Origin of the sequence: Phaeobacter sp. CAU 1743 (genome assembly GCF_039839315.1) — a bacterium.
GTDB lineage: Bacteria > Pseudomonadota > Alphaproteobacteria > Rhodobacterales > Rhodobacteraceae > Phycobacter > Phycobacter gallaeciensis_A.
Genome location: NZ_JBDOQR010000005.1, coordinates 37,102 through 56,595, shown reverse-complemented (window position 1 = coordinate 56,595; position 19,494 = coordinate 37,102). Strand labels below are relative to the sequence as shown.

The 19,494-nt window shown below is 60.9% G+C and carries 18 protein-coding genes; 7 read left to right on the top strand and 11 right to left on the bottom strand.

Going from position 1 to position 19,494, the window contains the following annotated elements; translation table 11 throughout:
• Positions 1 to 77 precede the first annotated feature (77 nt).
• The 5 genes from AAFO90_RS03335 to dusB all read right to left on the bottom strand — a co-directional run bounded on the left by AAFO90_RS03335 (position 78) and on the right by dusB (position 7,301).
• A complete protein-coding gene (locus AAFO90_RS03335; protein WP_347508498.1) occupies positions 78 to 1,487 on the bottom strand; it encodes a sigma-54 dependent transcriptional regulator in 1,410 nt (469 codons plus the stop codon).
• Positions 1,484 to 3,766 (bottom strand): PAS domain-containing sensor histidine kinase, encoded by a 2,283-nt coding sequence (locus AAFO90_RS03330; protein ID WP_347508497.1) that lies wholly within the window; start codon positions 3,764 to 3,766, stop codon positions 1,484 to 1,486. Before AAFO90_RS03330 ends, AAFO90_RS03335 begins: the two co-directional genes overlap by 4 nt.
• Before the next feature lie 98 nt (positions 3,767 to 3,864).
• Positions 3,865 to 5,235: a response regulator gene (locus AAFO90_RS03325; protein WP_065270223.1), complete on the bottom strand. Its 1,371-nt coding sequence runs from the start codon at positions 5,233 to 5,235 to the stop codon at positions 3,865 to 3,867.
• A gap of 3 nt (positions 5,236 to 5,238) precedes the next feature.
• Positions 5,239 to 6,318, bottom strand: a complete 1,080-nt coding sequence (locus AAFO90_RS03320; RefSeq protein WP_347508496.1) for an ATP-binding protein — start codon at positions 6,316 to 6,318, stop codon at positions 5,239 to 5,241.
• Positions 6,315 to 7,301 (bottom strand): tRNA dihydrouridine synthase DusB, encoded by a 987-nt coding sequence (gene dusB / locus AAFO90_RS03315; RefSeq protein ID WP_347508495.1) that lies wholly within the window; start codon positions 7,299 to 7,301, stop codon positions 6,315 to 6,317. Before dusB ends, AAFO90_RS03320 begins: the two co-directional genes overlap by 4 nt.
• A gap of 181 nt (positions 7,302 to 7,482) precedes the next feature.
• Here dusB and AAFO90_RS03310 point away from each other — a divergent pair, with 181 nt between their 5' ends.
• From AAFO90_RS03310 to AAFO90_RS03295, 4 genes are all read left to right on the top strand, one after another.
• The gene (locus AAFO90_RS03310; RefSeq protein ID WP_347508494.1) at positions 7,483 to 8,646 is read left to right on the top strand and encodes a bifunctional 2-C-methyl-D-erythritol 4-phosphate cytidylyltransferase/2-C-methyl-D-erythritol 2,4-cyclodiphosphate synthase; all 1,164 of its coding nucleotides are present in this window, start codon (positions 7,483 to 7,485) and stop codon (positions 8,644 to 8,646) included.
• Positions 8,643 to 9,140, top strand: coding sequence for a phosphatidylglycerophosphatase A (locus AAFO90_RS03305; protein ID WP_347508493.1), 498 nt, complete (start codon positions 8,643 to 8,645; stop codon positions 9,138 to 9,140). The genes AAFO90_RS03310 and AAFO90_RS03305 overlap by 4 nt, the downstream gene beginning before the upstream one ends.
• On the top strand, positions 9,137 to 9,613 hold the full coding sequence (locus AAFO90_RS03300; RefSeq protein WP_347508492.1) for a CinA family protein: 477 nt from the start codon (positions 9,137 to 9,139) through the stop codon (positions 9,611 to 9,613). The genes AAFO90_RS03305 and AAFO90_RS03300 overlap by 4 nt, the downstream gene beginning before the upstream one ends.
• A gap of 161 nt (positions 9,614 to 9,774) precedes the next feature.
• Positions 9,775 to 10,956 (top strand): ammonium transporter, encoded by a 1,182-nt coding sequence (locus tag AAFO90_RS03295; RefSeq protein ID WP_347508491.1) that lies wholly within the window; start codon positions 9,775 to 9,777, stop codon positions 10,954 to 10,956.
• A gap of 123 nt (positions 10,957 to 11,079) precedes the next feature.
• Here the strand turns inward: AAFO90_RS03295 and AAFO90_RS03290 are convergent, their stop codons facing one another.
• Complete coding sequence (locus tag AAFO90_RS03290) at positions 11,080 to 11,526, bottom strand: type II toxin-antitoxin system RatA family toxin (protein WP_274828154.1); 447 nt, start codon at positions 11,524 to 11,526, stop codon at positions 11,080 to 11,082.
• Between the two features lie 75 nt (positions 11,527 to 11,601).
• Here AAFO90_RS03290 and hpt point away from each other — a divergent pair, with 75 nt between their 5' ends.
• Positions 11,602 to 12,150, top strand: a complete 549-nt coding sequence (hpt, locus tag AAFO90_RS03285) for a hypoxanthine phosphoribosyltransferase (RefSeq protein WP_065270218.1) — start codon at positions 11,602 to 11,604, stop codon at positions 12,148 to 12,150.
• A gap of 36 nt (positions 12,151 to 12,186) precedes the next feature.
• On the opposite strand, the gene AAFO90_RS03280 is transcribed toward hpt, so the two are convergent.
• The gene (locus AAFO90_RS03280) at positions 12,187 to 13,350 is read right to left on the bottom strand and encodes an amidohydrolase (RefSeq protein ID WP_347508490.1); all 1,164 of its coding nucleotides are present in this window, start codon (positions 13,348 to 13,350) and stop codon (positions 12,187 to 12,189) included.
• Positions 13,347 to 14,300, bottom strand: a complete 954-nt coding sequence (gene lipA, locus AAFO90_RS03275) for a lipoyl synthase (protein WP_274832208.1) — start codon at positions 14,298 to 14,300, stop codon at positions 13,347 to 13,349. The genes AAFO90_RS03280 and lipA overlap by 4 nt, the downstream gene beginning before the upstream one ends.
• Before the next feature lie 260 nt (positions 14,301 to 14,560).
• Between lipA and AAFO90_RS03270 the strand changes: the two genes are divergently transcribed.
• Entirely contained in the window at positions 14,561 to 15,109 is a 549-nt protein-coding gene (locus AAFO90_RS03270; RefSeq protein ID WP_274867486.1) for a peroxiredoxin, read from the top strand.
• Between the two features lie 3 nt (positions 15,110 to 15,112).
• Here the strand turns inward: AAFO90_RS03270 and AAFO90_RS03265 are convergent, their stop codons facing one another.
• Both AAFO90_RS03265 and AAFO90_RS03260 read right to left on the bottom strand, forming a co-directional pair.
• Positions 15,113 to 16,081, bottom strand: a complete 969-nt coding sequence (locus AAFO90_RS03265) for a LysR substrate-binding domain-containing protein (protein ID WP_347508489.1) — start codon at positions 16,079 to 16,081, stop codon at positions 15,113 to 15,115.
• A gap of 41 nt (positions 16,082 to 16,122) precedes the next feature.
• Positions 16,123 to 17,184 carry a DUF6456 domain-containing protein gene (locus AAFO90_RS03260; RefSeq protein ID WP_347508488.1) on the bottom strand — a complete coding sequence of 354 codons (1,062 nt, stop codon included), beginning with the start codon at positions 17,182 to 17,184 and terminating at the stop codon, positions 16,123 to 16,125.
• A gap of 240 nt (positions 17,185 to 17,424) precedes the next feature.
• Between AAFO90_RS03260 and AAFO90_RS03255 the strand changes: the two genes are divergently transcribed.
• Positions 17,425 to 17,715 carry a DUF6477 family protein gene (locus AAFO90_RS03255; RefSeq protein WP_274828068.1) on the top strand — a complete coding sequence of 97 codons (291 nt, stop codon included), beginning with the start codon at positions 17,425 to 17,427 and terminating at the stop codon, positions 17,713 to 17,715.
• Positions 17,716 to 17,834: 119 nt separating this feature from the next.
• Here AAFO90_RS03255 and AAFO90_RS03250 read toward each other — a convergent pair whose 3' ends face one another.
• The gene (locus tag AAFO90_RS03250) at positions 17,835 to 19,379 is read right to left on the bottom strand and encodes a trimethylamine methyltransferase family protein (protein ID WP_347508487.1); all 1,545 of its coding nucleotides are present in this window, start codon (positions 19,377 to 19,379) and stop codon (positions 17,835 to 17,837) included.
• Positions 19,380 to 19,494: the final 115 nt, after the last annotated feature.

Genomic DNA, 19,494 nt, shown 5'->3' with positions numbered 1-19,494 from the left:
TCTCTCTAGGCTTCCCAAACACAATGACTGCAGGCGCGCAGACCGTGCCTACGCGCCCCGTCATCCGCCCGCGGCGGTCAAACCATATCTTCTTCCTGCTCCACATAGGCGACGCGCGCGCCAGCCTTGTTCGAGGTGACAACGCCAAGGGATTTCAGCTTGCGGTGCAAGGCAGAGCGTTCCATGCCCACAAACGAAGCCGTGCGGCTGATATTGCCACCGAACCTGTTGATCTGGGTCAGCAGGTATTCGCGTTCAAAGGCCTCGCGAGCCTCACGGAGCGGCAGCGTCGCCAAGGCCCCGGACAGGACGACGCGGCCCTCGTCTTCGACCTTTTCCTCTTCACGCGGCAGGTCGCGCGCCTCGATCGGGCCATTGCCATCGCCAAGGATCAGGATCCGCTCCACCAGGTTTTTCAGCTGGCGTACATTTCCGGGCCACATCATGGTCTGCATCAGTGCAACCGCCTCATCCGTCAGTTCACGCAGTGGCAGGCCTTGCGCCTCATTAAAGCTACGGATGAAATGTTCGGCCAGAACAGGAATATCCTCGCGCCGATCTGCGAGCGTCGGCACCGCAATCGGCACCACGTTCAGCCGATGATAGAGCTCCTGCCGGAAACGGTCCGCTTCAATTTCTGCCTCCAAGGCCTTGTTTGTAGAAGAAATCACCCGCAGATCGACCCGCACGTTCTCGGATCCACCAACCCGCTGGAACTGCTGATCAACCAGCACCCGCAGGATCTTTGACTGAGTGCCAAGCGGCATGTCCGCGACCTCGTCAAAGAACACCACGCCGCCATGCGCCTGTTCCAGCAATCCCGGCTCAACCCCGCGGTCCGCGGTTTCACGGCCAAACAGAACCTCTTCCATCCGCTCCGGCTCGATGCTGGCGCAGTTCACCGTCACGAAGGGAGCCGAGGCACGGGCGGAATTGGAATGGATATAGCGCGCGGCGATATCCTTGCCCACGCCGGCAGGTCCCGTCAGCATCACACGGCCATTGGATTTGGTGACCTTGTCGAGCTGCGCCACCAACGCCCGGAAGGCTGCGGAATTGCCGATCATCTCGGCAGCTCCGGTTTCCTTGCGGCGCAGATCGGTGTTCTCACGGCGCAAGCGCGAAGTCTCCATCGCCCGCCGGATCACCACCATCAGCTGATCGATATTGAAGGGCTTTTCGATGAAATCATAAGCACCCTGTTTGATCGCCGCGACCGCAATCTCGATATTCCCGTGGCCTGAGATGATCACCACCGGTACCTCGGGATTGTCCCGCTTCACGGTTTTCAGGATGTCGATGCCGTCCATCTGGCTGTCCTTGAGCCAGATATCTAGGATCAGCAGCGCCGGAGGCTCCTGCCCGATCTCGGCCATGCATTCCTCGGAGTTCGCCGCCTTGCGCGTGGCAAACCCCTCATCTTCCAGGATATCGGAAATCAATTCGCGAATGTCGCGCTCATCGTCAACGATCAGAATGTCACTCATGTCAGACCTACCTTCACTGTATTTCTGTTAGCCTCAGCCGTACGTACGGCGTCTGGCAGGCGGATCACCGCCATGGCTCCAAAATGGTTCTGTCCTTCGAACACCGGCGCATCCTCAAGCGTCAGGGTGCCGCCGTGTTCTTCGATAATCTTCTTCACAATCGGCAATCCCAGCCCGGTGCCTTCGTTCCGGGTGGTTACATAGGGTTCAAACAACCGTGCGCGGTCCTCTGGCAAGCCGATGCCATTATCGGCAATCGTCACCTCATACCCCCCTTTATCGGCCCGGCGCAGCGCCACGCGAATTTGCGGATCCAGCTCCTCGGGCGCGCCTTTTTTCTTCAGGCTTTCAATCGCTTCACCGGCATTTTTTATCAGGTTGGTCAGCGCCTGCCCGATCATCGTCGCATCCAGATCTGCACAGCACGCGGTATTCGGCAGATCCGCCGTAATCGTCACATCCGGCTGGCCGGTGCGTTGCAGCACCACCGCGTCCTGCACCAGCTTGACCAGATCTTCTTCATGGCGTTCCGGTTCCGGCATGCGCGCGAATTTTGAAAACTCATCGACAATCCGGCGCAGATCGTTGGTCTGGCGCACGATCACATCGGTCATGGCTTGCAGTTGATCGCTGTTTTCCTCGCCTAGCTTGGGCGCGAACTTGCGCTTGATCCGCTCCGCACTCAGCTGGATCGGGGTCAGCGGGTTCTTGATCTCATGGGCAATCCGCCGGGCAACATCGCCCCAGGCGGCCATCCGCTGGGCGCTGACAAGGTCAGTCACATCGTCAAAGGCCACAACGTAGCCTTCGAGGTTGCCGTCATCGGACCGGCGCTGCGACATCCGCACCAGCAGGTTTTCCAACCGGCCATGCCGCGTCACCTTTATCTCATCTTGCGCGGTTTCCGCGCCGTCCTTGGTCAGGGTTTCAAACAGAGGACCGAATTCCGGCACAGCCACGGCGAGCGCCAGCGATTGCCGGTCGCCATGCCAATCCAGCAAACGCTCCCCGGAGCGGTTCACAAAAGCGACCCGTCCTTCGGCATCCAGCCCCACAACACCCGAGGTGACCGAGGAGAGAACCGAGTCGAACAGCCTGCGGCGGCGTTCGATCTGGTCGGTGTTTTCCAGCAAAGTCTTGCGCTGTTGTTTCAGCTCCCGCGTCATCCTGTTGAAATACTGGCCCAGTTGGGAAATCTCGTCGCCGCCGTTTTCCTCGGGCACCTGCACGTCCAGATCACCACCGCCAACCCGGCGGGCGGCCACGGTCAGGCGACCAACAGGCCCTGACAGGCGTTCCGCAAACCACATGCCCAGCCACATGGCCGCAAGGATCAGGATCAATGCAAACCCGATGTACAAAAGGCCGAATTCGAACAGCACCCGGCCGCGTTCCTTTTCAAGCTGCTGATAGAGGTTCGCGGTCTGCTGGGTTTCATCCAGCAGGTTCAAAAGCTCACCATCCACATCGCGGCTGATGTACAAGAAGCGGTCGACAAAGGCGTTCAGGCGCACGATGGCGCGGAATTCATTGTTGTCCCAGTCCTGGATGATGCTCATCCCCTGCTCGGCCGCCTCGGTGATCTGCTCGGGATCGGGATGTTCGAAATCAAATTCATAAGACCGTTCGCCCCGCGCCCGGATATCGCCAACGCCATCGATGACATAGGCCTCGCGTAGGCCACGCTGGATCTGCAGCTGCCCCTGCGACAGGACCTGCCGCAGCTCTGCATCGTTCATGAAAAAACTACGCGAGCGGCTGGTATCAAGGTAACGCGCCAGCGCCTCGCCATCTTCGGAAAGGTCGCGCCGTTGTTCCACCTGATAGGCCTCGGCAGCCGCAAGCGACGAGCCGATGACCTGCCGCACGCGCTGGGAAAACCAGCCCTCAAGACCGACATTTACCGTCAAAACTGCAAAGATCGCCACGATAACCGTGGGCACTAGCGCCAAAAACCCAAAGGCCCCGATCAGCCGCAGGTGCAGTCTGGAGCCCGCGGATTTGGAGCGGCGCGCCGCGAAGAGACGCACGATCTGGGTCAGCACCAGGGCGGCAATCGCCATGATATAGACCATGTCGGCCAGCAGAATCAGCCGCAGCGACATGGAAGAGGCGCCATGGCCCAAGGGACCGAAGATCAGAAAGGTGACCAGCGCCAGAATCGGCCCCAGCAGGACAAGGCCCAGAGTGCCGATATTGCGCGCCTTGCGGGTCTTTCGCCACCGGTCAAGCGCCGCGAGTGTCCGGTATCCCCCGCGAAGATGTGACTTCTGCGCCACTGGCTGCCCTCATTCTGATGTATGGCCTTCTAGGCCAACCGCCACATATCGCGACCTCACCGACGGCTGTGCCGGTCGGCCACGTTTCTGTGGCGATATTACATCAGTTTGCGCCGCCGTGTCACCTCAATATCAAGGTCCGTAATTTTCTTTCTCAGCGTATTACGGTTGATGCCCAGCAATTCGGCGCATTTCGCCTGATTTCCGCCGGTTGCAGCCAGCGCGATCTCGATCAGGGGCGTCTCTACTTCGCGCAGCAGCCGCCCGTAAAGGCCTGGCGGTGGCAACATGTCGCCATGCAGATCAAAATAACGTTGCAGGTGGCGCGCCACGGATTCGGACAGTTTCTCATTCACCGCCCCGCTAACCATCGGCTCAGCCCCCGTCTGCGGTCCCAGCGCCGCAGCGACATCGGATTTACCGATTTCTTCGCTCCGCGCGGTCAGCGCCAGTCGGCGAACCACGTTTTCCAGCTGGCGCACGTTCCCGGGCCAGGCGAAATGGCGCAACAGCTCGCGGCCCTCTTCGCTCAGCGTGCGGTGCGGCGCGCCTTCGTTCTCTGCCCGGATCAGGAAGTGCTCGGCCAGAAGCGCGATATCCTCGACCCGTTCGCGCAGCGCGGGCACGTGCAGTTCGGTGCCGCACAGCCGGTAATACAGATCAGCGCGCAATTCTCCGGCCTCCATCGCCGGCGCCAGATCTTTCTGGCTGGTCGCCATGAAACGCGGCGAGTGATCGCTGGTCGCATCCATCATCCGCACCAACCGGGCCTGCGCCTCATCCGGCAGATCCAGAAGCTCATCAATCAGCAGCGTGCCGCCCTTGACCTGCGACAAAAGCCGTGCAGGACCTTCGAGCTCGATCAACTCGGCGGCGGTGGCGGTCACATAGGGCAAGGTACGCCGGTCGGAGAAATCGTGAATAGCACGCGCAATCAATGACTTGCCTGTACCACTCTCACCCGTAACCAAAAGCGGCATATCGGTATTCATCACCCGCGCGATCAGGCGGTACAGGCCTTGCATCACCTCGGTGCGACCAACGAGAGGCAGTTCCTCGGGGCGGTCGCCTTCTTCTTCCGAACGGGCCGTGGTCGCGGTGGTCCGTTTCTCCGACAACGCCTTGGCTGTGCGTTTCATCAACTCCGGCAGGTCAAAGGGTTTCGGCAAGTAGTCATAGGCATCCGCCTCGGCCGCCTTGATCGCGGTCATGATGGTGTTCTGCGCCGAGATCACGATCACCGGCAGACCGGGACGGTCCTCGGCAATCTTGGGCAGCATTTCCAACCCGTTTCCATCCGGCATCATGACGTCGGAAATCACCACATCACCCTTGCCCTCGGCCACCCAGCGCATCAGCGTGGTCAGGGATGAGGTCGCATGAACCTTGCATCCGGCCCGCGTCAGCGCCTGTGTCAGAACCGTGCGAATGGTGCGGTCGTCATCTGCGACCAGAACGGTGCCATCCATCGATCAACTCTCCTGCGATTGGACGTCGCGCGGAACACGCGACAAAGAAAGCCTGAAGACTGTGTGCCCCGGTTCGGAGCTGACAGAAATCCAGCCGTCATGGTCGGCAATGATTTTGCTGACCAATGCGAGCCCCAGCCCGGTGCCGTTTTCACGGCCCGAGACAAAGGGATCAAAAATGTCGTCCCGGATGGTGTCCGGCAGCCCCGGCCCATCGTCGATGATCTCGATCTGAAGCGGTAACAGTTTCCCGGTTCCATCGCTGCGGCGCAGCCGGAAGGAATGCTCGTAAAAGGTACGAATCCGAATTCTTCCGCCTTTTTTGCCAGCGGCTTCGGCGGCGTTCTTCAACAGATTGAGGATCACCTGAAGCAGCTGATCCGCATCCCCCCAGGCCGAGGGCAAGGACGGATCATATTCTTCGGTAATCGTCATATTGGCGCCGAACCCCAACAGCGCAGAACGCCGGGCCCGGTCCAGAACATCGTGCAGGTTCACCGGTTTGAAATCCGGCTCCGAGAGATTCCCGAATTGTTCCACCTGCTCCAGCAGTTTGACGATCCGGCGGCTTTCGCTGACGATCAGATCGGTCAGTTCCAGATCCTCGGCCGACAGATTCATGCTCAGCAGTTGCGCCGCGCCGGTGATACCCGCCAGTGGGTTCTTGATCTCATGGGCCAGCATTTCCGCCATCCCGATGGCGGATTGCGCCGCCGATTTAGCAGAATGGTTCTGCGTCATCCGCCCGGCGAGTTCACGCGGGGACAGCATCAGCAGCATCATCCCCTCGTGACCGCTCACCGGGGAAATCTGCACCCCGCATTGCAGTGGCGCACGGCTGCTGGCGCCGACGTCAATGTCATTCACGAATAGGGGCGTGCCCGAACTGCGGCTGCGCGCAAAGGCATCCGTGATCGGCGCATCGATATAGATCTGGCTCCAGACCGGTTTCCCCATCAGCGCCTTGCGCGAGGTGTTGAGGAACCCCTCCGCCGCAGAATTTGCGTCCGCGATCAAGTCTTCCGCATCAATCAGAAAAGCCGGGACCGGAAGCGAAGCCCATAGCGCACCATCGTCAATCACGCTGCTACCTCGTCTGTTTGCTCACTCAAAGCTGCCTCAAGAAGAACCAGAACCTGATCCGGATCGCGCTCCGTCAGAACCGCGCGGCGCAGAACGGGGCCAGTGCCTGCGGCATCCATGTACCAGCCCAGATGTTTGCGTGCGACGCGGGTGCCCAGATCGATGCCGTAGAAAGAGAGCATTGCCTGATAATGCTCTGAAACCATGTCAAAAAGCTGTTTCCCTTCGGGGACATCCGGCTTGGGCGTCTGCCAAAGATCATGCGCGATCTCGGCCAGCAGCCACGGCTTGCCCTGGGCGCCGCGGCCAATCATCACGCCATCAGCGCCGGATTGGTCCAGCGCCTGATGGGCCGCGCCCGTGCCAGTAATGTCGCCATTGGCCAGAACCGGTATATCCACCGCGTCTTTGATGGCTCGGATCGCTGCCCAATCGGCGGACCCCTTGTAGAACTGGCAGCGGGTGCGACCATGGATGGTCACCATCTTAATGCCCGCATCTTCGGCCCGCCGCGCCACCGAGGCGGCGTTGAGACTCCCCTCATCCCAACCAAGGCGCGTTTTCAGCGTCACCGGGATATCGACCGCCGCCACGACGGCCTCGATCAGCGATAGGGCGTGATCGGGCGTCTTCAACAGCGCCGAGCCGGAATAGCCATTGGTCACCTTCTTGGCCGGGCAGCCCATGTTGATATCGATAACCCGCGCGCCTCGGTCCGCAACCTGCCGGGCGGCCTCCGCCATCCAATGGGCTTCGCGTCCGGCCAGCTGAACCGCCGTATTCTCCACATCCGCGCTCAGCTCGGCCCGCTCACGCACGCCGGGCTTGGCCTGCACCATTTCCTGACTGGCCACCATCTCGCTCACGGTCAGCCCAACGCCGAAAGAACGAACCAGATCCCGAAACGGGCGGTCCGTGATTCCGGCCATCGGCGCGAGTGCGATCGGCGGTGTCATAGAGGTGGTTCCGAGGCTGAAGGGCAACTGCCTAATCCTTGTGCAACTGAGACTTTTCTAACCGGGAGCGCCGGGGAGAGACAATGAAATGGCCCCGAATGATCCAATATTCCAGATCGCCTGCCTATTTTTTAAGCATGCGACCTTGGGTGATTGCCTCTGTAACTGGCAGGTCCTAAACAGCCAAGCAAAAGCCGGAGGCTGCCTTTTGACCACTGCCGCTCTTATCGTTGCTGCCGGGCGCGGGACCCGCGCTGGCGGCGGCCTGCCCAAGCAATGGCGCCCGCTGAAAGGGCGCCGCGTCATCGACTGGACCCTTGCCGCCTTTCGGCAGGCGGGGATCGAGAAGATCGTGCTGGTCCTTTCGCCCGACGACAGCGAAGCATGGGCCGAATTTCAGGGGCAGCCGGGGATTGTTCTAGCCCCTGGGGGCGATACACGCTCCCGCTCCGTTCTGAACGGGCTGGAGGCGATTGAGGCGCAGAACATCACCAGGGTGCTGATCCACGACGCTGCCCGGCCCTGCATCACTCCGGATTTGATTCATGCGGTAGAGGACGCGCTTGCCGCGGGGTCGGCAGCGGCTCCGGCGCTGGCAGTCACCGATGCGCTGTGGACCGGGCACGAAGGCAAAGTCACCGGCACCCGCGACCGCGACGGGCTGTTTGCGGCGCAGACACCGCAGGGCTTTCGATATGCCGAGATCCTTGCCGCACATCGCGCCCATCCGGGCGAGGCAGCAGACGATGTGGCCGTGGCCCGCGCTGCCGGGCTTGACGTTGCCATCGTTCCGGGAAATCCAGACAATATCAAAATCACCGGCCCTGCGGATTTTGCCCGGGCCGAGGTGATCTTGGATAGAGCAGATAACGACAGGTCAGAAGAGGACTGGATGGATATCAGGCTGGGAAATGGCTACGACGTTCACAGATTTGGTGCAGGCGACCATGTTGTGCTCTGCGGCGTAAAAATACCGCATGACAAGGGGTTGCAAGGCCATTCTGATGCCGACGTCGGCATGCATGCGGTCACTGACGCGATCTACGGCGCGCTGGCCGAAGGCGATATCGGCCGCCACTTCCCGCCCTCCGATCCACAGTGGAAAGGCGCGGCGAGCGACATCTTCCTGCGTCACGCCGTCGAGCTGGCGCGCAACAAAGGCTTCCAGATTTCCAACGTCGACTGCACGCTGGTTTGTGAATACCCCAAGATCACCCCGCATTCTGCAAAGATGCAGGCGCAAATGGCATCGATCCTTGGCATTGATGCAGATCGGGTCTCGGTCAAGGCGACAACATCCGAACGGCTCGGCTTTACCGGGCGCAGCGAAGGGATCGCGGCGCTGGCCACCGCGGCATTGGTGAAATCATGAATATCGCAACAGCAATCGGAACCGTTCTGGGCGTCGGTTATCTGCGCCCGGCCCCCGGTACCTGGGGATCCTTGGTGGCGCTACCGCTGGCCTATGGCTTGCATCTGGTCGGCGGCTTTCCCCTGCTTGCTGCGATGACCCTCCTCTGCATCGCCGCGGGGCTCTGGGCTGCAGCCGAGATGACGCGCGGCAAGGAAGACCTCGACCCGTCCGAATTCGTTATGGATGAACTGGCCGGTCAGTTCCTGGCGCTCTGGGCGATTTCCTATCCGTCCTGGGCCCACGGCATCGACATCACCGCCCTGTGGCCGGGCTGGGTCACCGCCTTTGTGCTGTTCCGCCTGTTCGACATCCTGAAACCCGGCCCCGTCGGCTGGGCCGACCGCAAGAAAGGCGCGGTCGGAGTGATGATGGACGATGTGATCGCCGGGATCCTTGCCGCCATTGGCGTTGCTCTGCTGGCTGGCCTGTCGCACGGGGTGCTGGGGCTGTGAGTGTCGATGTCGGGGATCTGATCGCCCGCGCCACCAAGGCAGGCGTGACCATCGCCACCGCCGAAAGCTGCACGGGGGGCATGGTCGCCGCTGCCCTGACCGATATCCCGGGGTCCTCGGCGGTGCTGGATCGTGGCTATGTGACCTATTCCAACACCGCCAAAACCCAGATGATCGACGTACGCCCGGAAACGTTGGACGCGTTCGGCGCGGTGAGCGAGGAAGTCGCGCGGGAAATGGCCGAAGGTGCCCGCGCCCGCGCCGGAACCACCCTGGCCGTGTCGATCACCGGGATTGCCGGACCGGGCGGTTCTGAGTTCAAGCCCGAAGGCCGGGTCTGCTTTGGCCTCTCTGCCGAAGGGCGGGAAACTCACGTGGAGACCATCGAATTTGGCGCCCTAGGCCGCCCGCAGGTTCGCGCCGCCAGCCGGGATCATGCCCTTTCCCTGCTGGAACGGGCGATTTCACATTAAGTCCACAAAGCGGGCAAACGAGCGCATTTCTTGCCCAATAATTAATCGCTTCGCTAAAAGCTGCAAAAAACAGCACCCAAGCGCCGTGTGATGCTTCTTTTAGCATCGCGCTTGCGTTTTGTCGGCCTCCAACCACTCAATCTTGATGGAAGGAACCAAAAATGAACGGAGCTGATACAGCCTGGATCATTGTGGCGACGGCTTTGGTGCTCTTTATGACGCTCCCCGGTCTCGCGTTGTTTTACGGCGGGCTGGTACGTGCCCGAAATGTTCTCAGCGTCTTCATGCATTGCTACGCGATTGCCTGTTTGATGAGCGTTCTGTGGTTGGTCGCGGGTTACTCCATCGCATTCGGCGGCGGCACCAGCGGGTACTGGGGCGGGCTGGACAAGCTGTTCCTGAGCGGCGTTGATGCAGACAGCCTGGCAGGCACCCTGCCCGAGGTGCTGTTCTTTGCCTTCCAGATGACATTTGCCATCATCACACCGGCGCTGATCGTCGGCGCCTACGTGGAGCGGGTTGGGTTTGGCTTTGTGCTGACCTTCTCCGGGCTGTGGATGCTCCTCTGCTATGCGCCTGTGGTGCATTGGATCTGGGGCGGCGGCATGCTGTCCGATGGCGGCATCTTTGGCGACATCGGCGTGCGTGATTTTGCCGGCGGGATCGTGGTGCATGAAACCGCAGGCCTTGCCGCGATCATCATTGCCGTCTTCCTTGGACCGCGCAAAAACAGCACGACGCCGCCGCACAATCCCGGCTTCGTGGTCATCGGTGCAGCCATGCTCTGGGTTGGTTGGTTCGGCTTCAACGGCGGCTCGCAACTGGCAGCAGACGGCGGCGCAGCCATGGCGCTGACCGTGACGCATATTTCAGCCGCCACGGCATCGCTGACCTGGGCGCTATGGGAAAAGATCAAATACGGCAAAGCCTCGGTTGTCGGCATCGTCACCGGCACCATCGCAGGCCTTGCCTCGATCACCCCGGCCAGCGGTTTTGTCGGCCCGGTTGAAGCGCTGATCATCGGCGCCATCGCGGGTATCCTGTGCCAGGAAGCGGTCAATCTGGTGCGCAATGTGCTGAAGATCGACGACACGCTGGATGTCTTTGCCGTGCACGGCGTTGGCGGCATCTTCGGTACCATCATGATTGCCGTCTTTGGTGCAGGCAGCTGGGCTGCGCAACTGGGTGGTCTGGCGGTCGTCGGGATCTTCACAACAGTTGTCACTGTGGTTCTGGTCAAAGTGGTCGCTGCTGTCACCGCGCTACGGGTCGATGCAGAAAGTGAAACCAACGGTCTGGATATCTCGGCCCATGGTGAACGGGCCTACGATCTGTCAAGTTAAGACAACAACTTAGAGAATTGAAATTCCTGAGGCAGGCCCCTTTTTATGAAGGGGCCTGTTTTGTGTCAGCCGGTGTCACTGCGTCGCGAGTGGCAAGGTTGCCCCGGCCACCAAGGCAGGAGACTAGCCGTAAAGTTCCGCCGCCCGCCGTTCGAATGCGCGCACGATGCGCTGCATTGCCTCGTTGAACACCACGCCGATGATCCCCTGAAGAACCGCGTTCTTGAACTCGAAATCGACAAAGAAATCGACATTACAGCCGCCATCGGGACGATCTTCAAAAGACCAGTTGGATTTCATGTAGCGGAACGGACCGTCGAGGTATTCGGTATCGATCTTGCGCGCCACAGGAAACAGGGTCACCCGGCTGCCAAAGCGTTCGCGGAACACTTTGAAGGAGATCACCAGATCGGCCTCCATAACCTCAGCATCGCCCTGTGGCGTCACGCTGCGGATCCGGGCTGCGGCGCACCAAGGCAGGAATTTGGGATATTGCGCCACATCCGCCACCAGATCGTACATCTGCTGTGCTGAATAAGGCAGCTGGCGGGTTTCCGAATGGGTGGGCATGGTTTCGTCGAATTTCCTACTATGATCGTGCCGCGTCATGTCCTATGAACGCGCGGGAATTTCAAGGGGTCAGCCATGTCACAGCGTCCATATGTCATCGATGTGATGATTTCAGCCAAGGCCATCGCCGCACGGATCGAAGAGCTTTGCGGCGATATCCACGCCGAGTTCGGGGACACCGACAAGCTGGTCGTCGTCGGCCTGTTGCGCGGCAGTTTCGTCTTTATCGCCGATCTTGTCCGCGAGCTGGACCTGCCGATCGAGGTCGATTTCCTTGAGGCGTCCTCCTACGGTGACGGTATGGAGAGCAGTCGAGAAGTGCGCATTCTCAAGGACTTGCGCGGCGCCATTGAAGGTCGCGACGTGCTGGTCGTGGAGGATATCGTTGACACCGGTCACACGCTGAACCACGTGATCGGCCTTTTGAATAGCCGCAAGCCCGCCCGGCTCAAATCCATCGCGCTGCTCGACAAACCCTCGCGGCGGGAGGTGGATTTCCGTGCCGACTGGATCGGTTTTGAAATCCCCGATGAATTCGTCGTCGGCTACGGCATCGATTTTGCGCAGCGCAACCGCAACCTACCCCATATCGGCAAAGTCCGCTTTACTGACGACGGCGCCTGATCCCGCGACATAGTCTGGCATCGGCGGCAACCTCGTTCAGTGGTTGCCACCTGGCGCCCGGTTCAGAACAGCGTCGATTGCAGCGGCAAAGATCGCAGACCCAACGGGGATAAGCTCATCCGGGAAATCATAATCCGGGTTGTGAAGCTGCGGCATGGTCTCGCCTGCGCCGAGCCAGAACATAGCGGATTTGGCTACTTTGGAGAATTGACCAAAATCCTCTGACCACGGCTGTGGCACCTGCCACAACTGCGCTGGGTAACCCGCTGTTTCTGCGCCAAAAGACAAGATCTCGGTTGCCTCAGGGTGGTTGACGCACGCATCAAAGACATCGTCATAGGAAACGGTGTATTCCAGCCCCTCTTCCGCGCAAACCTCTGCAAGAACCGCGCTGGCCTCCTCCGTAAACTGCTCCATCCGGGAATCGGTCACGGTCCGCAGGGTGACCCAGATTTCCGCCTCTCCCGGCGCGATGCCGAATGTCGGCTCCCCCAGCCAGGCGTGGGTCAGGGTCACGCGGGCAAAATCGGCGGACATCTCTCCGCCCGGCCCCAGTGCCACCAGTCCCGGCATCAGCTTGGTCAATGCCTCGGCTGGGGATACCCCGTCCTGCGGCGCCGCTGCATGAGAGGTCTTGCCCATGAGCCGGATCCGCATGCCGCGCGACGCGCAATTTGCGGGTCCTTGACACAGGGCCACCGCACCGGCGGCGAGACCCGGATAGTTGTGTAGTGCAAAGGCATAGTCCGGTTGGATGCGTTCAAATTGCGGATCTGCAATAACAGCCGCAGCGCCCTTGCCGGTTTCCTCGGCGGGTTGGAACAGCAGCACCACCCGGCCCGTTTGCGGACGGGTGCGCGCCAGATCCTCCGCCAGGGCGGCAACCATCACCATATGGCCGTCATGACCGCACAGATGCCCGCGCCCTGCATGACCCGACCGGTAGTCGGCGTCAGAGACTTCCTCGATCGGCAACCCATCCAGCTCACAACGGATCAGCACCGTCGGCCCCTCGGCAGCGCCACGATAGACGGCCGCAACGCCGTGTCCGCCCAGCCCGGTCAACAATTCATCCGGAGCGTGTTGGCGCAAATACTCCGCGACCACATCGGCGGTTTTTTCTTCACTGCCAGAGACTTCCGGGATTGTGTGAAGCCTGTGGCGCAGCGCGGTCAGCTGCGCCAGACGCTCAGGCGTCATGCCCGCCCCAGCCTTGCATTCCGGGCCTCGCGCAGCCGGGCAAAGTCATCCCCTGCGTGATAGGACGACCGGGTCAGCGGCGTGGCCGAGACCATCAGGAAGCCCTTGCCGTAGGCCGCCTTTTCGTAAGAGGCGAATTCCTCGGGTGTCACAAAACGATCCACTGCGTGGTGTTTCGGGGTCGGCTGCAGATACTGGCCGATGGTCAGGAAATCGATATCCGCAGCGCGCATATCGTCCATCACCTGCTTCACCGCCTGCGCGTCCTCGCCGAGGCCAACCATGATGCCCGATTTGGTGAACATCGACGGATCCAGCTCCTTCACGCGCTGCAAAAGGCGCAGCGAATGGAAATACCGCGCGCCCGGACGTACCTCGGGGTACAGACCCGGCACCGTTTCCAGATTGTGGTTGAACACATCCGGGCGAGCCTCGACCACGGTTTCCAGCACTTCCGGCGCACATTTGATGAAATCCGGGGTCAGGATCTCGATCGTGGTCTTCGGGCTCCGGTGGCGGACGGCCCGGATCGTCTGAGCGAAATGCTCGGCGCCGCCGTCCTCAATATCGTCGCGGTCAACGGATGTGATCACAACGTGGTTGAGACCCAGTTTTTCCACCGCATGGGCGACCCGGCCCGGCTCAAAGGCGTCCAGTTCCTCGGGCGGCTTGCCGGTGGCAATGTTGCAGAAGGTGCAGGCCCGGGTGCAGACCTCGCCCATGATCATCATGGTGGCGTGGCCCTGGCTCCAGCATTCGCCCACATTGGGGCAGCCGGCCTCTTCACAGACGGTCACAAGATTGTTTTCCCGCATGATCTTGTGGGTGTCGGCATAGCCTTTTCCACCGGGCGCCTTCACGCGAATCCAGCTGGGTTTCTTCGGCTGTTCGTTATCGGGGCGGTGCGCCTTTTCCGGGTGGCGCTGCGCGGGGATTTTCAGGTCTCTCACGGGTTTTTCCCTTGCGGCAACTGTTCATCCGCTGATGTATCACAGCCGCAGAGCAATGACACGGCCATTTCTGCAACCCTGGTTTCACCCTTTCGCAACCGCCGCCGAACCGCGCCTTCAGCGGCATCGTGCCAGTCTTGTGATCATCCATCTCTGCAATGCGGCGCTGAACATTGCTTGTGCAGCATTCCCCATTGCAGCGTTTGCGCAAGTTTATTAAGCCAGCGCCCAGAACCGATTTTCACCATATGGAGACCGACATGAAAGCTGGCGTCAAACTGCCCGAGGTAACCTTCCACACCCGCGTTCGCGACGAAGCGATCGAAGGCCCGAACCCGTTCCGCTGGGAAGACAAAACCACCGCCGACTATTTCGCGGGCAAGCGGGTTGTGCTGTTCTCGCTGCCGGGCGCCTTCACCCCGACATGCTCCACCTACCAGCTGCCCGGTTTCGAAAACGGCTTTGCCGATTTCAAAGCCGAAGGCATCGATGCGATCTACTGCATGTCGGTCAACGACAGCTTTGTGATGAACAAATGGGCCGAGTCGCAGAACCTTGAAAACGTTCAGGTTATCCCGGACGGCTCTGGCGAGTTCACCCGCAAGATGGGCATGCTGGTGGCCAAGGACAACCTCGGCTTTGGCGCGCGCAGCTGGCGTTATGCCGCCATCGTCAACGACGGTGTGATCGAAGCCTGGTTCGAAGAGCCCGGCCTGTCCGACAACCACGCCGAAGATCCCTATGGCGTTTCCTCGCCCGAAACCGTGCTGAACCACCTGAAAACCGCCAAGGCGGAAGTTGCAGCCTGATCTTCAGGTCTCATGATCTTCAGCGGGCGCGCCCGGCGCGTGCCCGCTGTCCTGCCTGCACTGGCTGACAATCCCTTCCCCCACCGATCTGACGACCTCGGCCAGTTGTTCGAACCAGCCTTCGCCGTCGGTTGAATCGCGTCGCACCAGCCCGATACGCCTATATGGCTGCGGTTCGGGGAACCTCTGAACCCGCAATCCTTCTGCACCGCCGCATTCTGCCTGCGCGGCAATTTCCGGCATCAGGGTCAGGCCGAATCCTGCCGCAACCAGTCGTGACAGGGTGGCCAGCGATCCCGTCCCCATATTGATTTCCGGCGCGGTACGTTGCATCCCGCAGATATCGAGCGCCTGATCGGTCAGGCAATGGCCATCCTCTAGCAGCATCAGCTGCTCCGATCGCAGATCCTGCGGGCGAATGCCGGGACCATGGGCATTGATCTGCTCCAGACGGTTGCAGGAGCCCGCCAGCAGGAACCGGTCGCGAAACAATTCAACCTCGACCAGACCATTACCGCCACTGGGCAAGGCCAGCACCGCTGCATCCAGCTCCCCGGCCTGCAACAGCGCCAGCAGCCGCTCTGTCGTGGCCTCGCGCACTTGAATCGCCAACTGCAGATCAACCGCGCGCAGCCGCGCCAGCGTTCCGGGTAGTAGATAGGGCGCAACGGTGGGAATCACCCCAAGGACAAGACTACGTCGTCCGCTGCTTTGATCCCGGGCCGTGCGGGCCAGGGTCTCGGCCGCCTGAAGCACCGCGTCGGCCTGCGCCAGGACCTGCCGCCCCAGCGGGGTTAGCACCACATCACGGGCCCGGCGTTCCACCAACGGGCCACCCATCACGTCCTCAAGCGCGCGGATCTGAACCGACAGCGCCGGTTGGGAGACATGGCAGGCCTCGGCCGCACGGCCAAAGTTCCGATGGCTGCATAGGGCCTGAAAATAGGTCAGTTGTCGCAGAGTGAAGTTCATAGCTTCTATTTATCCCGGCCAAACAAAACCACAAGCCATAGTTATCGTCCGATCAGTCTTTCCTTCTCTCCCTCCTGCCCGCAGGATTCGTAGTGGGATTGCAGCTGCTGCAGGGCGATGCGCAGCACAATCTTTCCAGATCGCGCCGACCAGCCAAGCTGCCGCTCTGCCGCCTCAAGCCCTTCAAGGTAGCAACAACAGCGCAGGGCGATATCGCTGAGCCCGGCGCCAAGGGCGGCCAGTGCCCGCCGCGCCCGGTCCCGGGCCGCCCGGGCTGTTGCGCTTGGCATCGGGGTCGGTCCAGGTCTGGCACAGGACTCACCGCCGAAATAAGCCGCCTCCTGCATCAGGTGATTGCCGATCTGGGCCACTTCGAAATCCTCGCGCAGACGTTTGCCGACCTGAACCAAGTCGGGCGGCAGGAAGGGTTCGCCATTCTTGTCGATAAGCCGCGCCAACATATCCATCGGTGTCTCCCCGCCGCCATAACGCGTGCGCCTGGGGCGTGGCGATTGTCCTTTGTGGCCGCTGGGCCCCCCGGCAAGGGCCGCGATTCCGTTTTCGGCACGGTTGCGTGCCTTGTTCTCACGCTCGGCGATCAGCCGGGTCAGAAGGTTACGACCGTTACTGGTGATCTGGTAGCGGCTGAGCCGTCCGGACCGGGTGCAATCAATCCAGGTCAAAAGCGCCATCGCCCCGGCCAGCCCGCGGCTCACCGACAGCTTCGCCTCGACCGGATCGCCCTGCCGGACCACCACAGCGGTTTCCATACCCTCGGCCACCGCCAGAACAGCGCAGGGTTGCGCAAGACGCGTGAGGATTTCAACAGAACGGGCTTCAAGCAGGGCAGTTTGCGAAGGCGGCAGCGCCCCGCTTTCCTCAGCCCCAGAATGGCAACACGCCAACGCAGTCAGAATGCTATCGATTAACGGGTCGTCGCGCCGGGTCTCAATCCGGCGCACCTGCCGCAGCACCGTAGACGGATGACAGCCCGCCTGACGGGCCAGTTGCCGGATCGATTGCCCTGTTTCCGTATGCTGCAGATACCTTTGCGCATCCTCGGGAAGCCAGTCCGGTAGCTTCGAAACAGATAGTGTACCCATGATATCAGATCCCCGACTGTTGTTCAGGGAATAATCCACGGGGCACCCCCATGGTTACCCACAAGGGGATCGCGTCCTACTCACCTGTTTTTAAACAAAACTTCGCGTCCGACCATCATTCATTTCAAATTTATATCAATCAACCGACAATACAGCGCGCGCTAGTATGCCCTGCGCCGCAACACCCGCTTTGGTTGTGCCATGACATCGCCGCCCGTCGTCACAGAAAGGACCCGCGCGATGCAAGATGCTCTTAGCCGCCTAGCGGCGTTGCACCGACCCCGCCTTCTTGTCCGCACCGCCAGAATTGGCGCCAGCAGCTACCTGCGGGAGAAGAGCCTGAACCGATTGCTGGGATATGGCGCCCGGCCCAGCCCGTCGGCAGCGATCCTGAGACTGTTGGACATGGAGTATGAGCTCAACGCATGCCGCCTGCTGCGCGATGCGGGGTATGACCTACGCCGCCATATCGAAGTGTTGATCGCGCTGATGGGAGAGGCAAATCTCCTGCGGAGCAGTAAGGAAACATGATCCTCTCGGGGTGTTTCTCATTCGACAGAACAGAAAAAGGCGGCAGCCGCATGGCCACCGCCTTGCAGGACCGCCCATGCCGGACAGCCCATGCCGGACAGCCCACAGTTTTTCGAGGCTTACAGGAAGGAATCCGGCATGGACGCCTTTTTCTCGGCCACGTAGGCTTCCAATGCATCCTTGATCGCCGGGTCCAGCGCAGGCGGCTGATAGGTCGCCAGCAGGTGATCAACCCGCGCAGAGGCAAGCGCATAGGTGTCGCGTGCGCCTTCCTCTTCCCAGGTTTCAAAGGGCTTGTAATCCAGCAGATCGGATTTCCAGAACGCTGTTTTGAAGTTCGCCTGCGTATGGGCGCAGCCCAGATAATGGCCGCCGGGACCTACTTCGCGGATGGCATCCATCGCCTGATCGTCTTCGCTGACGGTGACGCCCTTGGCCAACCCATGCAGCACGCCCAGCTGATCTGCATCCATCACGAATTTTTCGAAATCAGCCACAAGACCACCTTCGAGCCAGCCACAGGAGTGCAGCATGAAGTTGACGCCAGACATCAGCCCCATGTTGAGCGAGTTAGCCGTTTCATAGGCGGCTTGTGCATCGGGCAGTTTCGAGCCGCAGAACGACCCGGCCGAACGGAACGGCAGCCCCAGACGGCGCGCCAGTTGGCCCGCACCATAGGTCACCAGCGATGCCTCGGGCGTGCCAAAGGTCGGCGCGCCGGAGTTCATGTCGATGGAAGACACGAAGGCGCCAAAGATGACCGGAGCGCCAGGACGGATCAGCTGGCTATAGGCAACACCGGCCAGAACCTCGGCCAGAACCTGCGTCAGGGTGCCGGCGACCGACACCGGCGCCATGGCACCGCCTACGATAAAGGGCGAAATGATGCAGGCCTGATTGTTCTTGGCATAGACTTCCAGCGCACCCATCATCACATCGTCGAACGTCATCGGCGAGTTGATGTTGATGAGCGAGGTCATCACGGTGTTGTCCTGCACGAACTCCTTGCCGAACAAGACGCCGCACATATCAACCGAATCCTGCGCGCGGCTCGGCTCGGTGACCGATCCCATGAAGGGTTTATCGCTCAGCGTCATATGCGCCAGCAGCATGTCGAGGTGACGCTTGTTGACGGGCACATCGGTCGGTTCACACACGGTACCACCCGAATGGTGCAGCCATTTGGACATATAGCCCAACTTCACGAACTTCTGGAAATCCTCCAGCGTCGCATAACGACGGCCACCTTTGGCATCGCGCACGAAGGGCGGGCCATAGATCGGCGCCAGCACCAGACTCTTGCCACCGATTTCGACGCTTTTTTCCGGGTTGCGCGCGTGCTGGGTGAAGGTGCTGGGCGCGGTTTCGCACAGTGTGCGGGCCAGACCACGGGGAATGCGGACCCGTTCGCCCTGAACATCCGCACCAGCGGCCTTCCAGCGCTCCAGTGCTGCAGGATTATCGACGAAGTTGACGCCGACCTCTTCGAGGATGGTCTCGGCGTTGGTCTCGATAATCTCTATGGCTTCCTCAGTCAGAACTTCAAAGTTCGGAATGTTCCGCTCAATGTACTTGGCGGTTTCGATCTTGATGCTCGAACGTTCGGCGCGACGGGCGGCGCCTCCGCCCCCCCGGCTGCGCCGGCGCGGTGCTGCTTCAGTCATTGTTTTTCCTCACCAAAGCCGTGTCATTGACCTCGTGTCTACGCCCTTGCCCCGGCGCGGCGCCGAAGGATAACGGCCAATCAGGTTGAAAACCGACATATTCGCGGCAAAATTT